At 42.5% G+C, this 18,361-nt stretch carries 18 protein-coding genes; 1 reads left to right on the top strand and 17 read right to left on the bottom strand.

Annotation, left to right across the window (positions count from 1 at the left end; translation table 11 throughout):
* Window positions 1-316 precede the first annotated feature (316 nt).
* Together IGK63_RS02500 and IGK63_RS02495 are read right to left on the bottom strand one after the other, a co-directional pair.
* Window positions 317-652 (bottom strand): nucleotide pyrophosphohydrolase, encoded by a 336-nt coding sequence (locus tag IGK63_RS02500; protein ID WP_034857870.1) that lies wholly within the window; start codon window positions 650-652, stop codon window positions 317-319.
* Entirely contained in the window at window positions 615-2,309 is a 1,695-nt protein-coding gene (locus tag IGK63_RS02495; protein WP_016612441.1) for a DUF2075 domain-containing protein, read from the bottom strand. Before IGK63_RS02495 ends, IGK63_RS02500 begins: the two co-directional genes overlap by 38 nt.
* A gap of 892 nt (window positions 2,310-3,201) precedes the next feature.
* Between IGK63_RS02495 and IGK63_RS02490 the strand changes: the two genes are divergently transcribed.
* On the top strand, window positions 3,202-3,510 hold the full coding sequence (locus tag IGK63_RS02490; protein WP_016612439.1) for a hypothetical protein: 309 nt from the start codon (window positions 3,202-3,204) through the stop codon (window positions 3,508-3,510).
* Between the two features lie 684 nt (window positions 3,511-4,194).
* Here the strand turns inward: IGK63_RS02490 and sufB are convergent.
* From sufB to IGK63_RS02415, 15 genes are all read right to left on the bottom strand, one after another.
* A complete protein-coding gene (gene sufB / locus IGK63_RS02485; RefSeq protein WP_005232103.1) occupies window positions 4,195-5,586 on the bottom strand; it encodes a Fe-S cluster assembly protein SufB in 1,392 nt (463 codons plus the stop codon).
* 29 nt (window positions 5,587-5,615) lie between these two features.
* Window positions 5,616-6,110, bottom strand: coding sequence for a Fe-S cluster assembly sulfur transfer protein SufU (gene sufU / locus IGK63_RS02480; protein WP_005232105.1), 495 nt, complete (start codon window positions 6,108-6,110; stop codon window positions 5,616-5,618).
* A complete protein-coding gene (locus tag IGK63_RS02475) occupies window positions 6,088-7,332 on the bottom strand; it encodes a cysteine desulfurase (RefSeq protein WP_016611351.1) in 1,245 nt (414 codons plus the stop codon). The genes sufU and IGK63_RS02475 overlap by 23 nt, the downstream gene beginning before the upstream one ends.
* Window positions 7,329-8,633 (bottom strand): Fe-S cluster assembly protein SufD, encoded by a 1,305-nt coding sequence (gene sufD / locus IGK63_RS02470; RefSeq protein WP_016611352.1) that lies wholly within the window; start codon window positions 8,631-8,633, stop codon window positions 7,329-7,331. Before sufD ends, IGK63_RS02475 begins: the two co-directional genes overlap by 4 nt.
* A gap of 13 nt (window positions 8,634-8,646) precedes the next feature.
* The gene (gene sufC / locus IGK63_RS02465; RefSeq protein WP_005232112.1) at window positions 8,647-9,420 is read right to left on the bottom strand and encodes a Fe-S cluster assembly ATPase SufC; all 774 of its coding nucleotides are present in this window, start codon (window positions 9,418-9,420) and stop codon (window positions 8,647-8,649) included.
* A gap of 304 nt (window positions 9,421-9,724) precedes the next feature.
* Window positions 9,725-10,075: a type II toxin-antitoxin system PemK/MazF family toxin gene (locus IGK63_RS02460; RefSeq protein WP_016611353.1), complete on the bottom strand. Its 351-nt coding sequence runs from the start codon at window positions 10,073-10,075 to the stop codon at window positions 9,725-9,727.
* Window positions 10,068-10,292: a type II toxin-antitoxin system PemI/MazE family antitoxin gene (gene mazE / locus IGK63_RS02455; RefSeq protein ID WP_371860490.1), complete on the bottom strand. Its 225-nt coding sequence runs from the start codon at window positions 10,290-10,292 to the stop codon at window positions 10,068-10,070. Before mazE ends, IGK63_RS02460 begins: the two co-directional genes overlap by 8 nt.
* A gap of 186 nt (window positions 10,293-10,478) precedes the next feature.
* A complete protein-coding gene (locus IGK63_RS02450) occupies window positions 10,479-11,021 on the bottom strand; it encodes a GNAT family N-acetyltransferase (protein WP_016611355.1) in 543 nt (180 codons plus the stop codon).
* Between the two features lie 61 nt (window positions 11,022-11,082).
* On the bottom strand, window positions 11,083-11,739 hold the full coding sequence (locus IGK63_RS02445; protein ID WP_016611357.1) for a hypothetical protein: 657 nt from the start codon (window positions 11,737-11,739) through the stop codon (window positions 11,083-11,085).
* 11 nt (window positions 11,740-11,750) lie between these two features.
* Window positions 11,751-12,623 carry a carbohydrate ABC transporter permease gene (locus tag IGK63_RS02440; protein WP_016611358.1) on the bottom strand — a complete coding sequence of 291 codons (873 nt, stop codon included), beginning with the start codon at window positions 12,621-12,623 and terminating at the stop codon, window positions 11,751-11,753.
* A 13-nt stretch (window positions 12,624-12,636) separates the two neighbouring features.
* Window positions 12,637-13,539: a carbohydrate ABC transporter permease gene (locus IGK63_RS02435; RefSeq protein ID WP_429972425.1), complete on the bottom strand. Its 903-nt coding sequence runs from the start codon at window positions 13,537-13,539 to the stop codon at window positions 12,637-12,639.
* 86 nt (window positions 13,540-13,625) lie between these two features.
* On the bottom strand, window positions 13,626-14,897 hold the full coding sequence (locus tag IGK63_RS02430; protein WP_034872052.1) for an ABC transporter substrate-binding protein: 1,272 nt from the start codon (window positions 14,895-14,897) through the stop codon (window positions 13,626-13,628).
* A gap of 45 nt (window positions 14,898-14,942) precedes the next feature.
* Window positions 14,943-16,094 carry a glycoside hydrolase family 88 protein gene (locus IGK63_RS02425; protein WP_016611360.1) on the bottom strand — a complete coding sequence of 384 codons (1,152 nt, stop codon included), beginning with the start codon at window positions 16,092-16,094 and terminating at the stop codon, window positions 14,943-14,945.
* The gene (locus IGK63_RS02420; protein ID WP_016611363.1) at window positions 16,084-17,919 is read right to left on the bottom strand and encodes a DUF2264 domain-containing protein; all 1,836 of its coding nucleotides are present in this window, start codon (window positions 17,917-17,919) and stop codon (window positions 16,084-16,086) included. The genes IGK63_RS02425 and IGK63_RS02420 overlap by 11 nt, the downstream gene beginning before the upstream one ends.
* Window positions 17,882-18,304, bottom strand: a complete 423-nt coding sequence (locus IGK63_RS02415; protein ID WP_005232135.1) for a hypothetical protein — start codon at window positions 18,302-18,304, stop codon at window positions 17,882-17,884. The genes IGK63_RS02420 and IGK63_RS02415 overlap by 38 nt, the downstream gene beginning before the upstream one ends.
* Window positions 18,305-18,361: the final 57 nt, after the last annotated feature.

Raw genomic sequence — 18,361 nt, 5'->3', positions numbered from 1 at the left:
TATTTTTGATAGAAAACGGCCTTCATTGTTGCCGATTTTTTACCGATGATCTTGTCTTCATTTTCGGATAGGATAATCTTGTTTTTGCTCTAGCAGATACTAGGTCTAACTTCATTTTTTATCAAAAATTGCGCTTATTTGAAGTTAACTTCAAATTTCCGAAAAATTGTAACCAATTTGAAGTTATCTTCAACTTTCTCAATTATGACAGATTTTTGACGTTCGTAACCAATCGCAGATGAATTCAGAAAGCCGTTGCTGCTCCTATTCCATCAAAAAAAGAAGCAAGAACCTGCAGCGTCCTTGCTTCTTTTTGTTACAATTCATTATACTTCTTTTTCGAATCTTTACTTTCTTTCACCGGATACTTCATGTTGTTTTTTTCCAGCTTTTCTTTGATGATCTCATCAATATCAAGACCCAAATTGTCTGCCAGCATATAGGAATAAATCAGAACATCGGCAATTTCTTCTTTTAAATGTTCGAAATCTTGAGTGGCTTCTTTAGGTGTTTTCCATTGAAAAATCTCCAACAATTCGGCGGCTTCGATGGAGATAGAAATAGCTAGATCTTTTTCATTATGAAATTGTCGCCAATTGCGATCATCTCGGAATTTATTGATCCGTTCCATTGAAGAGGGTTGGTTTTGCATGGTAGGCCTGGCTCCTTTCGTTTTGTAGGGTTAAGAGTTTTTGGCGCAGATTGGGATTGATTGCATAGATGTAAAGCCCTTTGATTGCTCGTTTCATTAATACATTCAATGAATTAAGGATGATCGTTTCTTTGGCTTTCTTCGTCAATTCTTGGTTCATATCGTCACGTCCCGTAAACGCCCCTTTGTCCTCATATTTATCGATATCGATGACAAGCTGGTCGGTCTCTGGATCGTAATCAACGGAAGGGCCAATGACGACTCCTACATTGTTTAAATCAAACCCTTGGACGGTGTAGATTGAACCGACTTCACTGATTGTATCTGGTCGCTCCGCCCATGTTCGCTTCGTATCGGTCGTATTCCATGGCAGGTTGATCCCACCAGGATCTACAAGATATGAAGCTCCGTCTTTCTTATGAACATAATCGAATGTTGAGATGATCCGTGACAGACCTTCCTTTTTATCGAGAGAAAAGATTTTGTTCTTCAACGCATCATGGGTTTCCATAATCTGAAGCTCAAAAGATGCTGTCGATTCTGGAATCGGTGTTACACGTTTTTCTACGATATCATCGATCCATTGAATAATTTGTGGACTACTTTTCATTCTTAATTGATCTTTTAGCTTAAAGCGAGAAGCATTGTACCTTTTCTGAAACTGATCCAATTTGTCCTGATCCCAATAACTTTTGATTTTCAATACTTGCTTCGGATCAAAGATACAAATCGTGATTTTTGCTCGCTTGATAATCTCTTCTAGTTGGTTTTCATAGTGAAAACTGTTATAGCTGTCTTTCTTCGTTAAAAGCAAATGGGCCTCATCCACAATAACGATGTCTGGGTGCAACTTCTGATTATCTGTTTTATTAATAAAGGAAGTTGGCTTTAACATATGATTCTTTTTTAAACTTGGCAAACTTTCTGCCATTGTATGGTAGGTTTTTAACATCTCTGAATGGTTGACTAGCAAATAGTTATCAGTGCCTTTTAATACAGACTCTGACTTTGTATAGTCTTGAAGGGTGTTATAGAGCGATGCCAATAGGACGCTCTTTCCCGTTCCAGCTTCTCCTTCAATTATTAAGACTTTTTGTGTTTCATCCTGCTGAATCGCTTGTTTACAGTACTCAATAATTTCAAGTTTTATATCTAACTGTTCTGGCGTCAATTCTTTAAAAGGGGATAATTTATATACATCTTTGTTGCGAATCGTATCGATTGAGTGCTTCGCCAATTGACGCCTTTGCAATTCTTCCCATAACTCTTGGAAGACCACTTCATCATAATACTCTTTTTCATAATACTGATGCATCTGTACCTGTCTTGTTTGACTGACGTTTTGTAACTGAAACTGCTCATCCCCAATGAAGTGATTGATCAAATTGGTTTCGATATTGTAGGTCGCTGATTGATTGAATTTTTCATGTCCAATCAGCAAGACTTCTTTAATTTCTCTGCGCTTAGAGTTATTCAAGTGCTGCTTCAATCGTTTATTCACTTGAACCGTTTGACCAATGTACGCAACAGGTCTTTTCTTTTCATTTCGGTTGTAGAGTATGTAAACGACTGGGTACTGATCGATATATGCCGTCGTTATGCTAGATAGCTCACCTTTCTTGAAATGATGATCTTCTATGATTAGTTGGTTGGTCATATTTTAGAGTCTCCGTTTAGTGTCTATTCCATTAAGTTTATTTATTTTAGTATATCATTGCATATTTTGCTCTTAAAGCATTAAAGACAAAATTGGTAATTTTTTGTTTTAGCAAAATAACCATTATCTAAAAAAATCGCTGTTGATTAATCTACTAATTTCGTCCAACGTGCATACTTTGCTAATGATTTAATAGACTAACTTATTATCCTGAAACTCTTTTCAAACGAATCCTCTCTAAGACGTTCTAAAATAAATAGCTGAAAATCCCCTTTGACAATTCACCAAATATCCTCTGTTTAGGATATTTATAAATTGTTTATTAAATCAAAAGAATTTATTTTGCAATCTGAAAATAAATAAATATTTTATAATTTTAATTTGACCAAATCATTCAATATGAGATAATCATTTACGAAAGGATGATTTGATGGACCATACAGTTACCAGCCTAAGATATCTGCGGATCGCTCAAATTTCTTTGTTAACATACTATATTTATTTAGCCGTCCATGACAATATGTTCGAAGCAATTCCATTACTGTTTATCAGTGGTATTTTAGATCTCGTGTACCCGCCAGACTACGCAAACCAGTCATTTTGGTTTCCTTATAAAAAGAAAACAATATTTTTAAAAAGCAACAATTTGTTTCTGGAAAGAGCATTAGAAATCTTAATCATAATTGTTCTTGGTATTTTTTTATCTCTTGTTTTTTAAAGTAAAGGAATAATTTGTGATTGCTGGTTTCCATTTAGCAACGACAGAATCCTTTTTCTATTGCTCACTACTATTTTATCCATTTGTCTATTAAAATGGATTTACCAAATAAATAACGAATCCTTCGCTGTTGAGATGGCGCTAGTATCTAATCGAAAGGAAAGATGATTGTTTATGAAAAGAATTTGTTTTGTCTTAGTGTTGAGCAACGGATTATCTTACACACCATTAACTCCAGGTGTTCTTTATCAAAGAGACACAAGCCTCAAAGACTATTTTTCACCGTTTTACGATGTTTCAATCAATTATCTGAGAGATAAAGATACTGTTGATTACTTAGTCCTTCCTGAGCCATTCGCTCCTTTTGATAATGAAAATAACCTCCCCATCATAAAAGTCCCTTCTAAATTTTTTCTGACTAAAGACTTTGAAAAAATTAAGGATTACATTGATAACTACTTTAAAGAAAACGTGGATAAGTAATACTATCCTCGATCGTTTTACGCCCTTACTGATTGATACCATTATCAATCAGTTTTTTTGTCGGATTGTCAATTTTTTTTGGACGGAAAAATAGTCCGAATATTCTAAATTTATATTTTTGCGATAAAATTATTTCAATAAATAATAAGGTGGTGTTAATTATGTGGCTTTCAATTATTAGTTTATTTGGCTGGGGGCATCCTTTGCTTGACCACAAAATTTAATTACCTTAATCTGAGATCGTACAAGGGTTAACGGTCTCAGATTTTACTTAAAGGGGTTTTAGTTTTGACAGACGAAAGATGGTTCCAAATAAGAAAAAGACGAAAAATAGAATTATATATTTGTCTTTTAGTCGTTTTACCAATGGTCTATGGGCTATGGTTCAACATAGTTTTTCTTGTACAATATACTGCCCTACTTTTTTGTATCGCAGTTTTAACAGCAATTTATGAGCTAGGAAAACTATTAATTGATAAAATTCGAAGAAAAAGGTAGCAATGTTCAATCTATATTTTGTAGGTTGGACATTACTACCTTTTTCTTGAAGGAATTTAATAACAATAAGCCTAAAGAAGATACAAAAAGGAGCACTCCTTAGAGTACTCCTTTTTTATTATTTAATGGAAAACAGTAAGATACTAGTCAAGTCAACAGAGCTCTGAAAGTAGTGGTATACACCTATTACCCCACAGACCCTTCCATCTCATAACTAATCAACCGGTTCAATTCGACTGCGTATTCCATCGGTAATTCTTTGGTGAATGGTTCGACGAATCCCATGACGATCATTTCGGTTGCTTCGCTTTCGGAGAGGCCGCGGCTCATTAGGTAGTACAGTTGTTCTTCTGAGATTTTGGAGACTTTGGCTTCGTGTTCTAGGGACACCTGGCTGTTGTGGATCTCATTGAATGGGATGGTATCAGATTTCGATAGGTCATCCATGATGATGGTGTCACACTCGATATGGGAGATAGAGCCTGCGCTCTTCTTGCCGAAGGTGACTTGTCCACGGTAGTTTACTGCACCGCCGTCTTTAGAAATTGATTTTGAGACGATGGAGCTGGAGGTGTTTGGTGCGTTATGGATCATTTTTGCACCAGTATCTTGGATTTGATTGGCACCTGCAAAGGCAATGGAAAGCATCGTGCCCCGTGCGCCTTTGCCATCAAGATACACACTTGGGTATTTCATGGTTGTTTTGGCACCTAGGTTGCCATCGATCCATTCAACGGTAGCACCTTCTAAGGCTTTGGCCCGTTTGGTTACTAGGTTATAGACGTTGTCTGACCAGTTTTGAATGGTGGTGTAGCGGCAGTAAGCGTCTTTTAGGGTAAAAATTTCAACGATGGCTGCGTGCAAACTATTGCTTGAATAGGTTGGGGCAGTACAGCCTTCAACGTAATGGACGCTGGCGCCTTCGTCAACGATGATCAATGTTCGTTCGAACTGACCGGTATTTTCGGCATTGATCCGGAAATAGGTTTGTAATGGCACATCGACACGAACGCCTTTTGGTACATAGATAAAGGTACCACCTGACCAAACGGCTGAGTTTAAAGCAGCAAGCTTGTTATCGGTTGGTGGGACTAATTTTGAGAAGTATTGTTTGAACAGCTCAGGGTATTCCTTCAAGGCTGAATCGGTATCGGTAAAGACGATGCCAAGTTTTTCAAACTCTTCTTTCATGTTGTGGTAAACGACTTCTGATTCGTATTGGGCAGAAGCGCCAGCCAGGTATGCCCGCTCGGCTTCTGGAATACCAATGCGCTCAAAGGTCTCTTTGATTTTTTCTGGTACGTCATCCCAATCACGGGCAGGACGATCACTTGGTTTTTGGTAATATTTGATGGCATCAAAATCGATGTCAGACAGGTCTGGGCCCCAGTTTTGCATGGGCATCTTGTTGAAGGCTTCAAGAGACTTCAAGCGGAACTCAAGCATCCATTCTGGCTCTTGCTTGACCCGTGAGATTTCACGGACGATGTCTTCGGTCAATCCTTCGCCGGTACTAAAAACAGGCTGCACGTCATCGTGGAAGCCAAATTTATATTCTTCTAATTCGGGTACACCCATGGTTCTCACTCCTTTTGTAGTGCGGTTGTCTATTCGCTGGTTTCTTCAGTGTCAGATTCATTGGCGTGGCTGTGACTGACAGATGCTTGTGTACTGTCGGCAGCAATGGCTTTTTCTAATGCTTTCCAAGCTAAGGTCGCACACTTGATGCGTGCAGGAAACTTCGCCACACCCCCAAGCATGGAAGCATCGCCTAAGCGATCGCTTTGGGGAATGTCGTTTCCTTGGACGAGCTCAGAAAACAAGCCTGAAAGTTCACCAGCTTCGGCTAGTGTCTTACCGATAATCGCATCCCCCATCATGGATGCACTGGCGGTACTGATGGAACAGCCTTCGCCAGTAAAGGCGATGTCTTTGATGGTGTCTCCTTCGACAGCGAGCTCCAAGTGGATCACGTCGCCGCAGGTAGGGTTATTCAATTCGACTTTGTACGTTGAATCATCCAAGGTGCCCCGATGATGTGGGTGGCTAGAATGATCCAGAATGACTTGTCGATACAAATTATCTAATTTCGTTAGTGCCATGTTGGAAAAACTCCTTCGTCAGCTTGATGGCGTCAACCAGTCGATCGGCGTCCTCTCTTGTATTATACAGGTAAAAGCTGGCCCGTGCAGTCGCTGGGACTTGCAAATAGGTCAAGAGGGGTTGGGCACAATGATGACCTGCCCGTACCGCGATGCCTTCCATGTCTAAAGCGGTGGCAACATCATGAGGATGGATGCCTGCTAGATTAAAGGCGATCACTCCCGTGCGTTTTGCTGCTTCTTGAGGACCATAGATGGTCAAACCTTCAATGGCTTGCAGTTTGGGCAAAACGTAGGCAGCTAAGTCTGCTTCATGGGCGTGGATGTTTTCTAAGCCGATTTCTGTTAAGTAATCGACCGCTGCACCTAAGCCGATCGCGCCGGCAATATTTGGTGTGCCCGCTTCAAATTTCCACGGCAGTTCTTTCCACGTGCTTTCTTGCAGATGGACAAAATCGATCATTTCACCGCCAAATTCGACGGGCTCCATTTGATCCAGCCATTGCCGTTTGCCGTATAAGACACCGATGCCAGTTGGTCCGCACATTTTATGGCCAGAAAAGGCATAGAAATCACAATCCAGTGCTTGGACATCAACTGCCATATGTGGAACAGCCTGAGCACCATCCACCACCATGACGGCTTGGTGCTGATGCGCCAATTTGGTTAGCTCTGCAATCGGATTGATCACGCCTAAAACATTGGAAACATGAGCGATCGAAACGATGGCGGTTTTGTCTGTGATCTGTTTCTTGGCATCTTCCATGTCCAAGGTGCCTTCTGGTGTCAACTGGATATATTTCAAGATAGCTTTTTTCCGAGCAGCTAATTGCTGCCAAGGGATGATATTGGAGTGATGTTCCATATAAGAAATCACGATTTCATCGCCTTCATTGACAAAACGGTCGCCGTAGCTGCGGGAGACCCAATTTAAACCAGTGGTCGTCCCTCGAGTAAACAGCACTTCCGCCGTTTCATTCGCATGGATAAAACGGCGAACTTTTTCTCGTGCGCCTTCATAGGAATGGGTCGCCCGTTCTGCGAGGGTATGGACCCCACGATGAACGTTGGCATTGTCTTGATGGTAATAATCGGTGATCGCCTGCAGCACCGCCTCTGGCTTTTGCGTAGTGGCGGCATTGTCGAGGTAGATCAATGGTTCGTCATTTACGAGCTGATCCAAGATGGGAAACGCTTGTTTCACTTTTTGGGCATCGATCATGCGAGCAACTTCCCTTCGATAACGGCAACCAATTCTTGTTGCACTTCTTTGACTGGGATCGCGGTCAAGACGGATCCTAAGAAACCACGAATCACCAAACGTTCCGCTTCTGCTTTGCGCAACCCACGACTCATCAAGTAGTACATTTCTTCTGGATCGACCCGTCCCACACTGGCTGCGTGTCCGGCTGTTACTTCGTGCTCATCGATCAAAAGGATTGGGTTAGCATCGCCACGAGCCTGGTCAGAAAGCATTAAGACTCGGCTTTCTTGTTGCGCGTCCGCCCCTTTGGCTCCTTTTAAAATGTGTCCGATACCGTTAAAGGTTAAGACGCCGCGTTCTCTGATAACACCGTGTTGCAGGATATGACCAATAGAATGCGGTGCTTTGTTGGTTACGCGGGTATCGATCCCTTGTGTTTGGCGTCCAGCACTGATTGCGACCGCTTTGACTTCCGAATGCGCGCCTTCGCCTACAAGATCAGAATCAAAGTCTGCCACGATGTCGCCGTCATTCATGACTCCGATCGCCCAATCTACCATCGCATCTCGTAATACGTAGCCGCGACGATTCATGTACGTAGTAATGTTGACACCTAGCTGATCAATCGCAGAGAATTTGACCTTCGCGCCTGCTTTGGCAATTACTTCCACTACGATATTGCCTGACAGTTTTTTCGCTTGGTCGCCTTTGGTTTGGAAACGTTCCAAATAGCTGAACTCACTGTGCTCATCAGCAACGATCAAAATGTGTTTGAAGAAATGCGCTTGGCTATTGCCATTGTGGTAGAAAATCGCTTCAAGGGGTTCTTCGATCACCACGTTTTTTGGTACATACAAGAACATGCCGCTATTCATAAACGCCGCATGTGCTGCGGTCATTTTGTCTTCGTCCATTGGCACTGCTTTGGTCATATAGTATTGATTAACCAACTCTGGTACTTCTTTCATTGCTGTAAACAAGTCGGTAAAGATCACGCCTTTGTCGATCAACTCTTGCGGTAATTGCTCAAAGATCGTGGTGTCATCGAACTGAACGAGGGTCGGATGGTTATCCATCGCGTCAAAGGCAGGAACTGCGCCTGCCACTTCTTCTTCTGACAAAGCGTACTCACCAGCAAGTGCTTGTTCGTCGATATTGAACAATGGCCAACGCTCGTAACGCACGCGCTCGATTTTTGGAAATGCAAGTTCATCCACTTTCGCAAGGGCTGCTTGGCGTAATTCCAACATCCATTCAGGCTCTTCTTTTAACGCTGAAAAAACGTTGACTTGTTCAAGATAATCCTGTAATTTTGCCATTTACCTTGCCTCCTTACGCTTCTTCTTCTTTGTAGTCGATCCCTAACTCTTTACTGATCCCAGCATAGCCTTCTGCTTCTAGGCGTTTGGCTAAGTCTGCCGAACCGGTCATCACGACACGGCCTTCCATCATGATATGAACCACGTCTGGTGTGATGTAGTTTAACAGACGTTGGTAATGGGTGATGATCAAAGCGCCAAAGCCTTCGCCGCGCATTTCATTGACGCCTTTTGCTACGACTTTCAAGGCATCGATATCTAGACCAGAGTCGATCTCATCCAAAATCGCAAAGGTTGGATCTAGCATCAACAATTGTAAGATTTCATTTCGTTTCTTTTCTCCACCGGAGAAGCCTTCATTCAAATAGCGTTCCGCCATTTCTTCGGGCATATTCAATAAATCCATTTTTTCATCTAATTTTTTCAAGAAATCCATGACAGAGATTTTGTCGTCTTCGTCACGTTTGGCATTGATCGCTGCCCGCATAAATTCCGCATTGGTAATGCCTGGAATTTCACTTGGGTATTGCATCGCCAAGAACAGACCTAAACGAGCTCGCTCATCCACTTCCATTTCCAAGACGTTTTCGCCGTCGAACAAAATTTCCCCTTCTGTCACTTCATAATTCGGGTTGCCCATGATGGCAGCGGACAAGGTTGATTTCCCTGTACCGTTTGGTCCCATGATGGCATGGATCTCTCCAGTTTTTAACACTAAGTCAACGCCTTTTAAGATCTTTTTATCTTCGATTTGGACGTGTAGATTTTTGATTTCTAAAACTGACATTTCTTTCCCTCCAGTATCTTTTCTTTCTCACTATTTTAGACTAATTGAGAATGAACTTCAAACGCTATTCCCGACTTTTTTAAAATATTTCTAATCTGTACATTGGAATTATTATAAAGTATTACATAGAGATAGTACATGGTTATTGTTCAGAAAGTCGACTATTTTTGAAATTTTACTTTTATCTTTCAACTATCTTCTTTTCTCTATTGTTGAAACCTTGTATTCTTAGGAAATCAAAGTGAAGGACCCTCACTCGTTTTTTGTGAGGGTCCTTCACTTTTTCCATCCTGCTGTTTTTTAACTATAATGGAAAATTAAAGTTCATCATAAAATGCTGTGCAACGTTAATCAGTTCTTTTTTTGATAGTTTCCCTAAAATTTCAATCTTTCTACCGTCACGCTCGGAATAATCTAGCGTATAAACTTGCTTTGTATTTACTTTACTCCCAGGTTTCAATTTATCGTGTTGAATATCGACAAAGTAAGGACGCTTCCTATCTGTACTCGTTATTGGACAAACAATGATCAAATTTGAAGTGTAACTGTACTCATCCCTGCTGATGACTAAAGCAGGCCTGCGCTTTTTGATTTCACTCCCTTTCGAGGGATCAAAATCAATAAATACAAGAGTCCCTTGTTCGAGCCTATTCATCAAGCTGCCTGCCTTCAACAATAAAATCAGCAGCTAGCATATCTTCTTCATCAACAAATTCTTTCTCTTTCGCAGCTAAAAAATAATCATCGATCTTAGGAATCAAGGAAATCGTACCATCGTTTTCTTTACTGATAAAGTAGGTCTTACCAGCAGGAATCTCAAACTTACTTGCTAGCGTGACCATTACCGCATTTCCTTGCTTTCTTGTTTTCACTGTATCCAAAACAATCACCTTTCCTTCATAACATATATAGTCTATTTTACTTCGTAATTACTGTAATTACAAAATACAGCTAGGAGATCAGCCCCTTTTTTACTAGGTACTTTACTATACGCAAAATGCATCTGATCAATCATCAACAACAAAAGAGGACACGAAAAAATCTCGCATCCCCTACCTTCACTTCTGCTGTGCCCATTCTTCTCGCAAGATGCCATACTTGATGGAATCATAATAGGTGCCTTCCCAGAAACGGACTTTGCGGATCTGGGCTTCTTTGGTCATCCCTAGCTTTTCTCCTAGTTTCATCATGCGGTGATTGCCCGACCACGTGGTATAACCAACACGCTGGATATGAGGCTGTGATTCAAACAACTCATTGATCCACTGGCGAATTACTTGGCTGCCAATCCCTTGATTCCAAAGGGAAGCATCATAGATGGCTATCCCGAATTCCAACCACTGCTGCAAGGTATTGTCTTCCCAATAAGCGGTCGCGATCCCTACGATTCTTCCTTGATAGCTGATCGCTTTACGTAACGGGTTGTCGATACAGCTAGCGCCAAACCCCGTTCGAAATTCTTCCCACGTCAACACGGGGTCTTGGAAATACGGTCCGTCCCATTTTTTCCATTCTAAATCTGCCTTAGGCCCATAGCTGATCGACCAAAGTTCAGCAATCATTTCTTCCGTAATCGGTTGAAGTGTGACTGTTTCTGCCATCTTCAAGCCCCCCCTTTCTCCTAAAAAAAGTCGTCTCCTTTATTCGTAGACGACTTTCTTTCTATTTTATCTGAAATTTCCGTAAATTTAAATAAAGGAGTCCGAAAAAAAGGACTGGAAAAAGAGTAGAGCCAAATTGCGGCTTCAAAATCAAGGCGACAAAAACGGCAACAAACAAACAGGTTGCTAACAAACTAGAAGGCCATTTTTTCAAAGTGAAAAAAAGTGCGGTACGCAGGACATCTTTCTTAGCGGCTTTTGGATTACGCACTTGGAAGTACCACGCGTTGATACTAAGAGCTATGGAAAGCATTCCTAACAAAAGAAAGAAAGGAACGAGCCATTTGCCACTTTCAAATTGAACCGCAAACAGAATATCCACGATCGCAATGACACTTCCCAACCAGCCGATGAGCCAATAGAGAAACCCGCGCACGGCAAAGGTTCGTAAAAAGCAGCAGAAATCTTTTACTGGATCGATGTCTTTGTGTTCTGCAAAGCGATCGATCGCAGCCAGGAGGCTGATCATGCTTGGCCCAATCAGCAAGAGTGCCAATGCAAACCAAAGGAGGTTTCTAGGATCGACTGCCAAGAACATTGCCGTGAGGGTGTAGGGTGTATTCACGACCCAAAAACTGATATTCAGGGCAAAGCCAATATATAGCCAGCGGAAGATCCGCATGTAAAGATTGTTTTCAAAGGTAGGTTTGGTAAACATGATTGATCACCTCAATTTTTCATTCCCGAAGTAGCGATTCCTTCTACGAAGTATTTTTGCATTGCTAAAAAGACGATCGCTACTGGCAAAATGGAGACCACAGATGCTGCCATGATCAGGGCGTACTCGGCATCATATAAGCCGACAAACATTTTCAACCCTAACTGAATGGTTTTGTTTTCGGTTGAGGAGAGGTAGATAAATGGTCCCATATAATCGTTCCATGTATTGACGAAGGTGATGATGGTCAGACTCGCTAAAGCGGGCTTCGTCAGTGGTAGAATGATTTTTCGATAGATCCCCCACTCACTCAAGCCATCGATCCGCGCACTTTCACACAGTGAATCAGGAATACTACTATAGTATTGTTTCAACAAAAAGACGCCAAAGGCACTGAAAGCTTGTAAGAGGACCAAAGACCAAAGCGTGTCTGTCAGCCCAAACTGGCGCATCATGATGAACTGAGGAATCATATAGGATTGCCAAGGAATCGCAATCGTACCGATGTATGTCAGAAACAACAGGTCGCGTCCTTTGAAATGCATCTTTGAAAACCCATAGGCCGCAAAGCTAGAGGTAAACAGTTGGACCAAGGTAATGATAATGCTCAAAAATGCTGTGTTCTTGAAAAAAGTCAGCAAAGGAATGCGATCCCAGATCACCGTATAGTTTTCTGGGTGCCAACTTTTTGGAATCCATTGGATCGGTACGCTAAAAACATCGTTATTGGTCTTAAAAGAAGCAGAGATCATCCAAAGAAACGGGATCAGTGTCACTAACGCGAGAAATGTTAATAAAAGAATCAAGGAGACACTGCCGACCGACAGCTTGGCTTTTTGTTTTGGTTTGGCTTGAACATTCTTTTTACTCAGTGTATTTTCCATCTGTACTCCCTCCTTACACCCGTTCTTGTCTTTGGTTCCACTTAAACTGGATCACCGTGATGCCCAAAACGATCACAAACAAGACCATGGCGATCGCAGATGCGTAACCAAAATTAAATTTCACAAACGCTTCGTTGTAAATTTGATACACCAAGACATTGGTGGCTCGACCGGGTCCGCCGGCAGTCATGACTTGGACCAAATCGAAGATCTTGAAACAGTTGATGACCAGCATGATCGAAACAAAGAAGGTCGTTGGTCGTAAGGACGGCAATGTCACGTTGCGAAACTGCTGCCACTTGTTGGCCCCATCGATCGAAGCCGCTTCATACAATTCCTTTGGCACACTTTGTAGCCCTGCCAAGTATAAGATCATGTAATACCCCATGCCACGCCAGACGCTGACTATGATGATCGCCGTCAAAGCCCAATCAGAGCTGGAGGTCCAACCAGGAGGATTTTCAATAAAAAATTTCAAAAACTGATTGATTGGTCCCATCGTTGGGTGAAACAACATGTTCCACACGACAGCGATCGCAACTAACGAGGTGACATAAGGAAAGAAGAAGGCAGTACGGAAAAACTTCATTCCACGTACTTTTTTATTCAATAAAATCGATAAGCCTAAGGAACATACTAACGTTAATGGAACGACGCCAATCGTATAGAGAAAGGTGTTCTTTAACGAGATCCAAAAGGTGTCGTCCCCTAGCATTTTGCTGAAATTTTTCATTCCCACAAATTCAGGCGAACTAAAGGAATCCCATTCCATGAAAGCCAGAATCAATGAGAACACAACTGGCACTAAGGTAAATAAGAAAAAGCCGATAAAGTTCGGTGCAATAAAAGACAGCGCGGTTAGCGTATTTTTGCGTTTCAACTTATTGGCTGCTTTTGATTTTGAGGTTATTTCCATATTTGTCTCCTGCTGCTTGCCAGCAGGCCCCCTTTCATTAATAAAGAGAAGGAACTTTTTTGCCCAAGTCCCTTCTCTCGTTAGGACTATTCGGTTTCAGATTTCACCCTTTTTTCCATATTCGCAATGCCTTCTTTTGGTGCTTCATCCCCTACAAGAATCAAGTCATGTTCTTCTTGCAAGATTTTGTCGATCGCTGGTCCATTTTCATCGACAGGAAACTCGATCGCGACGGTTTCTGGATTGAAGGCTTTTTTCGATACTTCATCGGCGGGCATGCCTTCACGGGAGAAGTAAAGTTCATCAATGGCGTCAGTCTTATACGAAGGAACGACACCGACTTCTGCTAATACTTTGGCGCCTTCTTCACCAGAACAAAAGTCTAAGAATTTTTGTGCAGCTTCTTGATGTTTTGAATTTTTATTGATGGCAAAAGCAGTCGGAGAACCAAATGTCGTTACTTCCCCTTTTTCATTTTGCGGCATTTCCGCAATGCCCCACTCGACATCTGTCTTGCCATCGTCGATATTGGTCATCAACGCTCCCATATACCAAGTTCCCATGTACATCATGGCTGCTTTTTCATTTTCAAATTGTGATTGATACGTAACTTTCGTTGATTTTGCTGTCCCAAAGTCCATTTGCGCTTTTTCGTCTTGCATCCGCAATGCACGATCATAGTACGCTTCCAAGTAGTCGTATTGAGGATCGATCAAGTTGGCGCCATTTTGGGCAGCTGCGATCGCTTGGGTAGTGGAACGCCACGTGTGTTGATACGCACCATAAATTTGTTCGTCTGGTTTTGTTAGCTGCTTGGCAAGCTCCTCATATTCGTCCCAGGTGATGTTTGATGGGTAGTCTAAGCCTGCTTCATCGAACATTTTTTTGTTATAATACAAGACCCAAAAATCCGTCCGATACGGTTGTGCATAGGTTTTGCCTTCTACGTCATACATGTCATAGCTTTCTTGCGCTGGGGCAATATCCAATGATCCGATATGGTCGGTGAGATCCACCAATTGGTCCCGCAACGCATAATTAGAGTAAGAAAGTAAATTTTTCATGGTCAAAATATCTGTCGTATCTCCTGAAGAGAGCATCGTCGTCAGCTTGGTATCATAATCATCTGAAGCAATATCGACAGGTTCAACGGTAATGCCTGGATTCGCTTCTTCAAAGGCACGGAATAGTTTTTCGAATTCAGGTGTCGTATCGTAATTCCAAGTGGTTACGGTCAATTTGATGTCGCCATCTTCAGAAGCAGCGGAATCATCTGTCGCTCCGCCTCCACAGGCTGCCAAAGCTGCGATCGCCCCAAACATCGTTGCTGCTAATAAACCTTTTTTCAAAAAGTGCATGTTCATTCCTCCATTAAACATTTTTTTAAAGGGTCGCCCCTAAAACTACCAATAGGAATACCAACTTTGTGACACCCGCATCAGCGCTTCCATGTAATAATAATCGCCCCAGATCATGCATTCATCGACCCCTTTGAGGGAATTCTTGTCATAAACCCCATGCATCAATAGTCCGTTTGATTCGGGATGGTCGATCGTTGTATAGTTTTGGGCTAACGATGCCAAGATCGCCAAGGCGTTTTCCTGATAGGCGGCTTGGTTTGGCTGCGTGATCGGTAAATGTTTCGCCAGTTCTAGCAAGCCACAGACTGCGATGGCGGCGGCCGAACTATCCCTTTCTTCCTGACTACCATCGTTAAACACTAAATCCCAATAACTGACCTTGTCCGCCGGTAATTCAGCAATAAAGTATTCCGCAAGGTCTTGAGCAGTCTTCAAGAAACTGGTATCACCGGTGTAAAGGTAACTCAGCGTAAATCCGTAGATGCCCCACGCTTGCCCTCTTGCCCAGCAGGAATCATCGGCATAGCCTTGTTGGGTATTGCCGCCGATCGCCGCTCCAGTTTCAACGTCGAAGTAATAGGTGTGGTACGTCGTGGCGTTGTCTCGCACGATGTATTTCTGGGTCTGCTTGGCATGGGCATAGGCTGCTTTTTTGTAGGATTCATCCCCGGTCATTTGGGAAGCAAAATACAATAGCGGCAAATTCATCAAGCAATCAATAATGATGCGCCCCCGTTGTTGCGGATCATCGAGATCGCCCCACGCTTGAATGATCTGGGCTTTGGGTGAGTAACGGGCCATCAATAGATCGGCGGCGGCAATCGCGAGTTTTTTCGAAGATTCCCGTCCGTTCACTCGATAGTCGGCAATCGCAGTCAAACTATACAAAAATCCGATATCATGGGTTTCTAGTCCAATTCTTTGGTCCAATCGTTCTTGGAAAGAGTGCAGTTGTTTTTCGATGGTTTCATCAAATTCTGTTGATCCCGTCAGTTCTTTACTCAAAAACAACATGCCAGTCCAAAAACTCGCCGTCCAATCATGGTTGGCTTCTGGTCGATAGACAAGCTGTTCACTTGCTGCCGGTGGGACCAATGTGTCAAAGGTCTTAGTATTCTTTCTTACTTGATTAACGGTGAAGTCGATTTGCTCGGCTATCCATTGTGATAGCTGTACGTCATAGCTAGTTTCCATTTTTTCCTCCTATTCGATCAACCTGGATCGTTTGTCCGGATTGATTGATCGTAATGTTGTCTGTTGTCACTTCGACGGTCACTGCTTGTTCTTGTTCTTGTGGAAGCAAGCCGGTGACGAGGGAAACGAATAGGTGCTTTCCCGCTTGTCGTTGAGCAGTTAGATACGGTAGCCACGTTGCAGGATACAAGAGGTTCGTATTGGGCTCCGTTCGTAAGACATCGCTCGTTTCATAGCCAGCGATCGCCTCGATTTTCGAATAGCCGATCGATGTTCGTACCGCAGCGCTACGTGCGGTTTTTTCAGTGATGGCAGTAGGCTCTTTCGGTGATGAAAATCCACCTTCATAGAAAGAAAGGGCGCGCTGAGAATTGATCTCGTGAATGCGAAGGTGGCTGCCTATCAGTGGAATGATCGTTGTTTTTATCTGCACGTCTTCCCACGGATCCCATTCATGAATGATCCGATCAGGTAAAAGTTGATACTGGCGATCCAATCCTTTGGTGCGAAAGTAATGGTCATCTTCTGACAAAGCCAACGTATTGTCATAATTTCCTTCATAAAACCAATAATTGCTTTTGGGCACGCTATTGCCAAACGTCGTTGAGTAGACAAATTTGCTATATTTGCTGCTGGCATGACTTTGATAGTTGATAAATTGCCCTGCAGGAAACATCAAGGCATGCGTCAAGTCTTGATTGTGTTGATAAAAGTTCTTACTGATGAGATGAGCCAGTGTTCTTTCAGTGATCGCTAATGGCGTGGAGGTGGCTTGCCAATAGGGATGCTCCTTTGGTACCGCTAACAAAAGAAAGGTTTTTAACGCCCAATAAGGCGAACCTGGTGCATTGTAACCTTCGGCAAAGATCAGATTCTGGTACGAATAGCCGACCGTCAGTATCCCTTCGGAAGTAAAAATGTCTTGCTGCATCCACTGATGCAGGTGACGACTGATCAACCCCTTGATCTCTCCCCATGGCAATGCTTCAACATCCGCAAAAACCAATGCGCTGAAAAAAGAAACTTGCGCAAAGCGATACGTCAAACTTCGACCAAAAGGAACGGCAGCTCCACCTGCTGCAAACCAATGCTTGAAGGTTCCAGCAAACTCGGTGGCTCGTTGTTTGAACTTCCTTCCCCTTTCAAGATCCTCAGGGACAAATCGACAGTACAGAAGACTATAGTAGTGGATCGCAAAAGATACATAGTAATCGATTTGAGTGGCTACTCCATCACAGTACCATCCTTCCCCTAAATAAAAGGTCTCGATCAATGCCAAGTCAGCATCGATCTTTTCTTGGGAAAAGCTGCTGCCACAACGCTTCATGGCTACATTGACGAGAACCCGAAAGAAATGCCAATTGTTTGCGGGAATTTCTCGTTGATTGACTTGGATCAGCCACGCATGGAGATTATCTTTTTGGCGTTGGGATAAAACATCCCACGTTTTTTCCTTGTTTAATAGTAAAAAGGTACTTAGCGAAGCCATTTCCACGATTCGTTGGTCGAAGTCTTCCACAACACCCCAATAATCGCGACTCTCTGGATCTGTACCCGCAATAATTCCTGAGAGATAGGTTTCCATGAATGAATCTTCTTGCTGGGTTAGATAAGGCGCGAGTCCCCAAAGCGGTCGCAAGAACGCTTCAAGTTCCTGTACCTCTTTCTCATAGACAGTCCCATGGCTGCCTAAAGCCAAATGACCGGGACGACTGCTTGCAAAAGCGGGTTTGAGTTGATCCATGATCGTTTTGAAGCCGGCTGCTACATCTTCATAACTTTCAAATTTATTCTTTTTCAATTGCTGCAGCTTCTGTGATTGCATCCGCATCCTTCCTTTCAATCAATGTCGCTTTAATAAACCCATAATATTCTCCGTAGATCGTCACCACTTCTTGTAGTTTCAATTGCTGACTTTGTTCATTGAATACTTGGTACTGTCCAGCCGCTGTTTCTAAAATAAATCGATTCCCTTTCTCAATGTCTGCTGTTTTCGCATCACTCTTCACGATGGTGCCAGATAGCTTCACGAATTCATGCAACGGGACGACACCTTGCGAAAAATCTTCGTCAGAATAACAAAGCGCTCGTTCTTTTAATTGCTTTTCGCTGCTTTGGGAAAATGCTTGCGTCTGCGTTGCTTCATTTGGAGAACAAGCAGTCAACCCCATAAGTAGACCCAGGATAAATAACGAATTAATCCACTTCATTCATGCCACCCTCATTTTTAAAACGCTTTCTTCAATTCAAATCATACTTTTTTTTAG

It is taken from the genome of Enterococcus sp. AZ040, from assembly GCF_050499185.1.
Taxonomy (GTDB): Bacteria; Bacillota; Bacilli; order Lactobacillales; family Enterococcaceae; genus Enterococcus_D; species Enterococcus_D entomosocium.
Note: the sequence above shows the minus strand (reverse complement) of the source record. Positions and strands in the feature narration are given on the sequence as shown.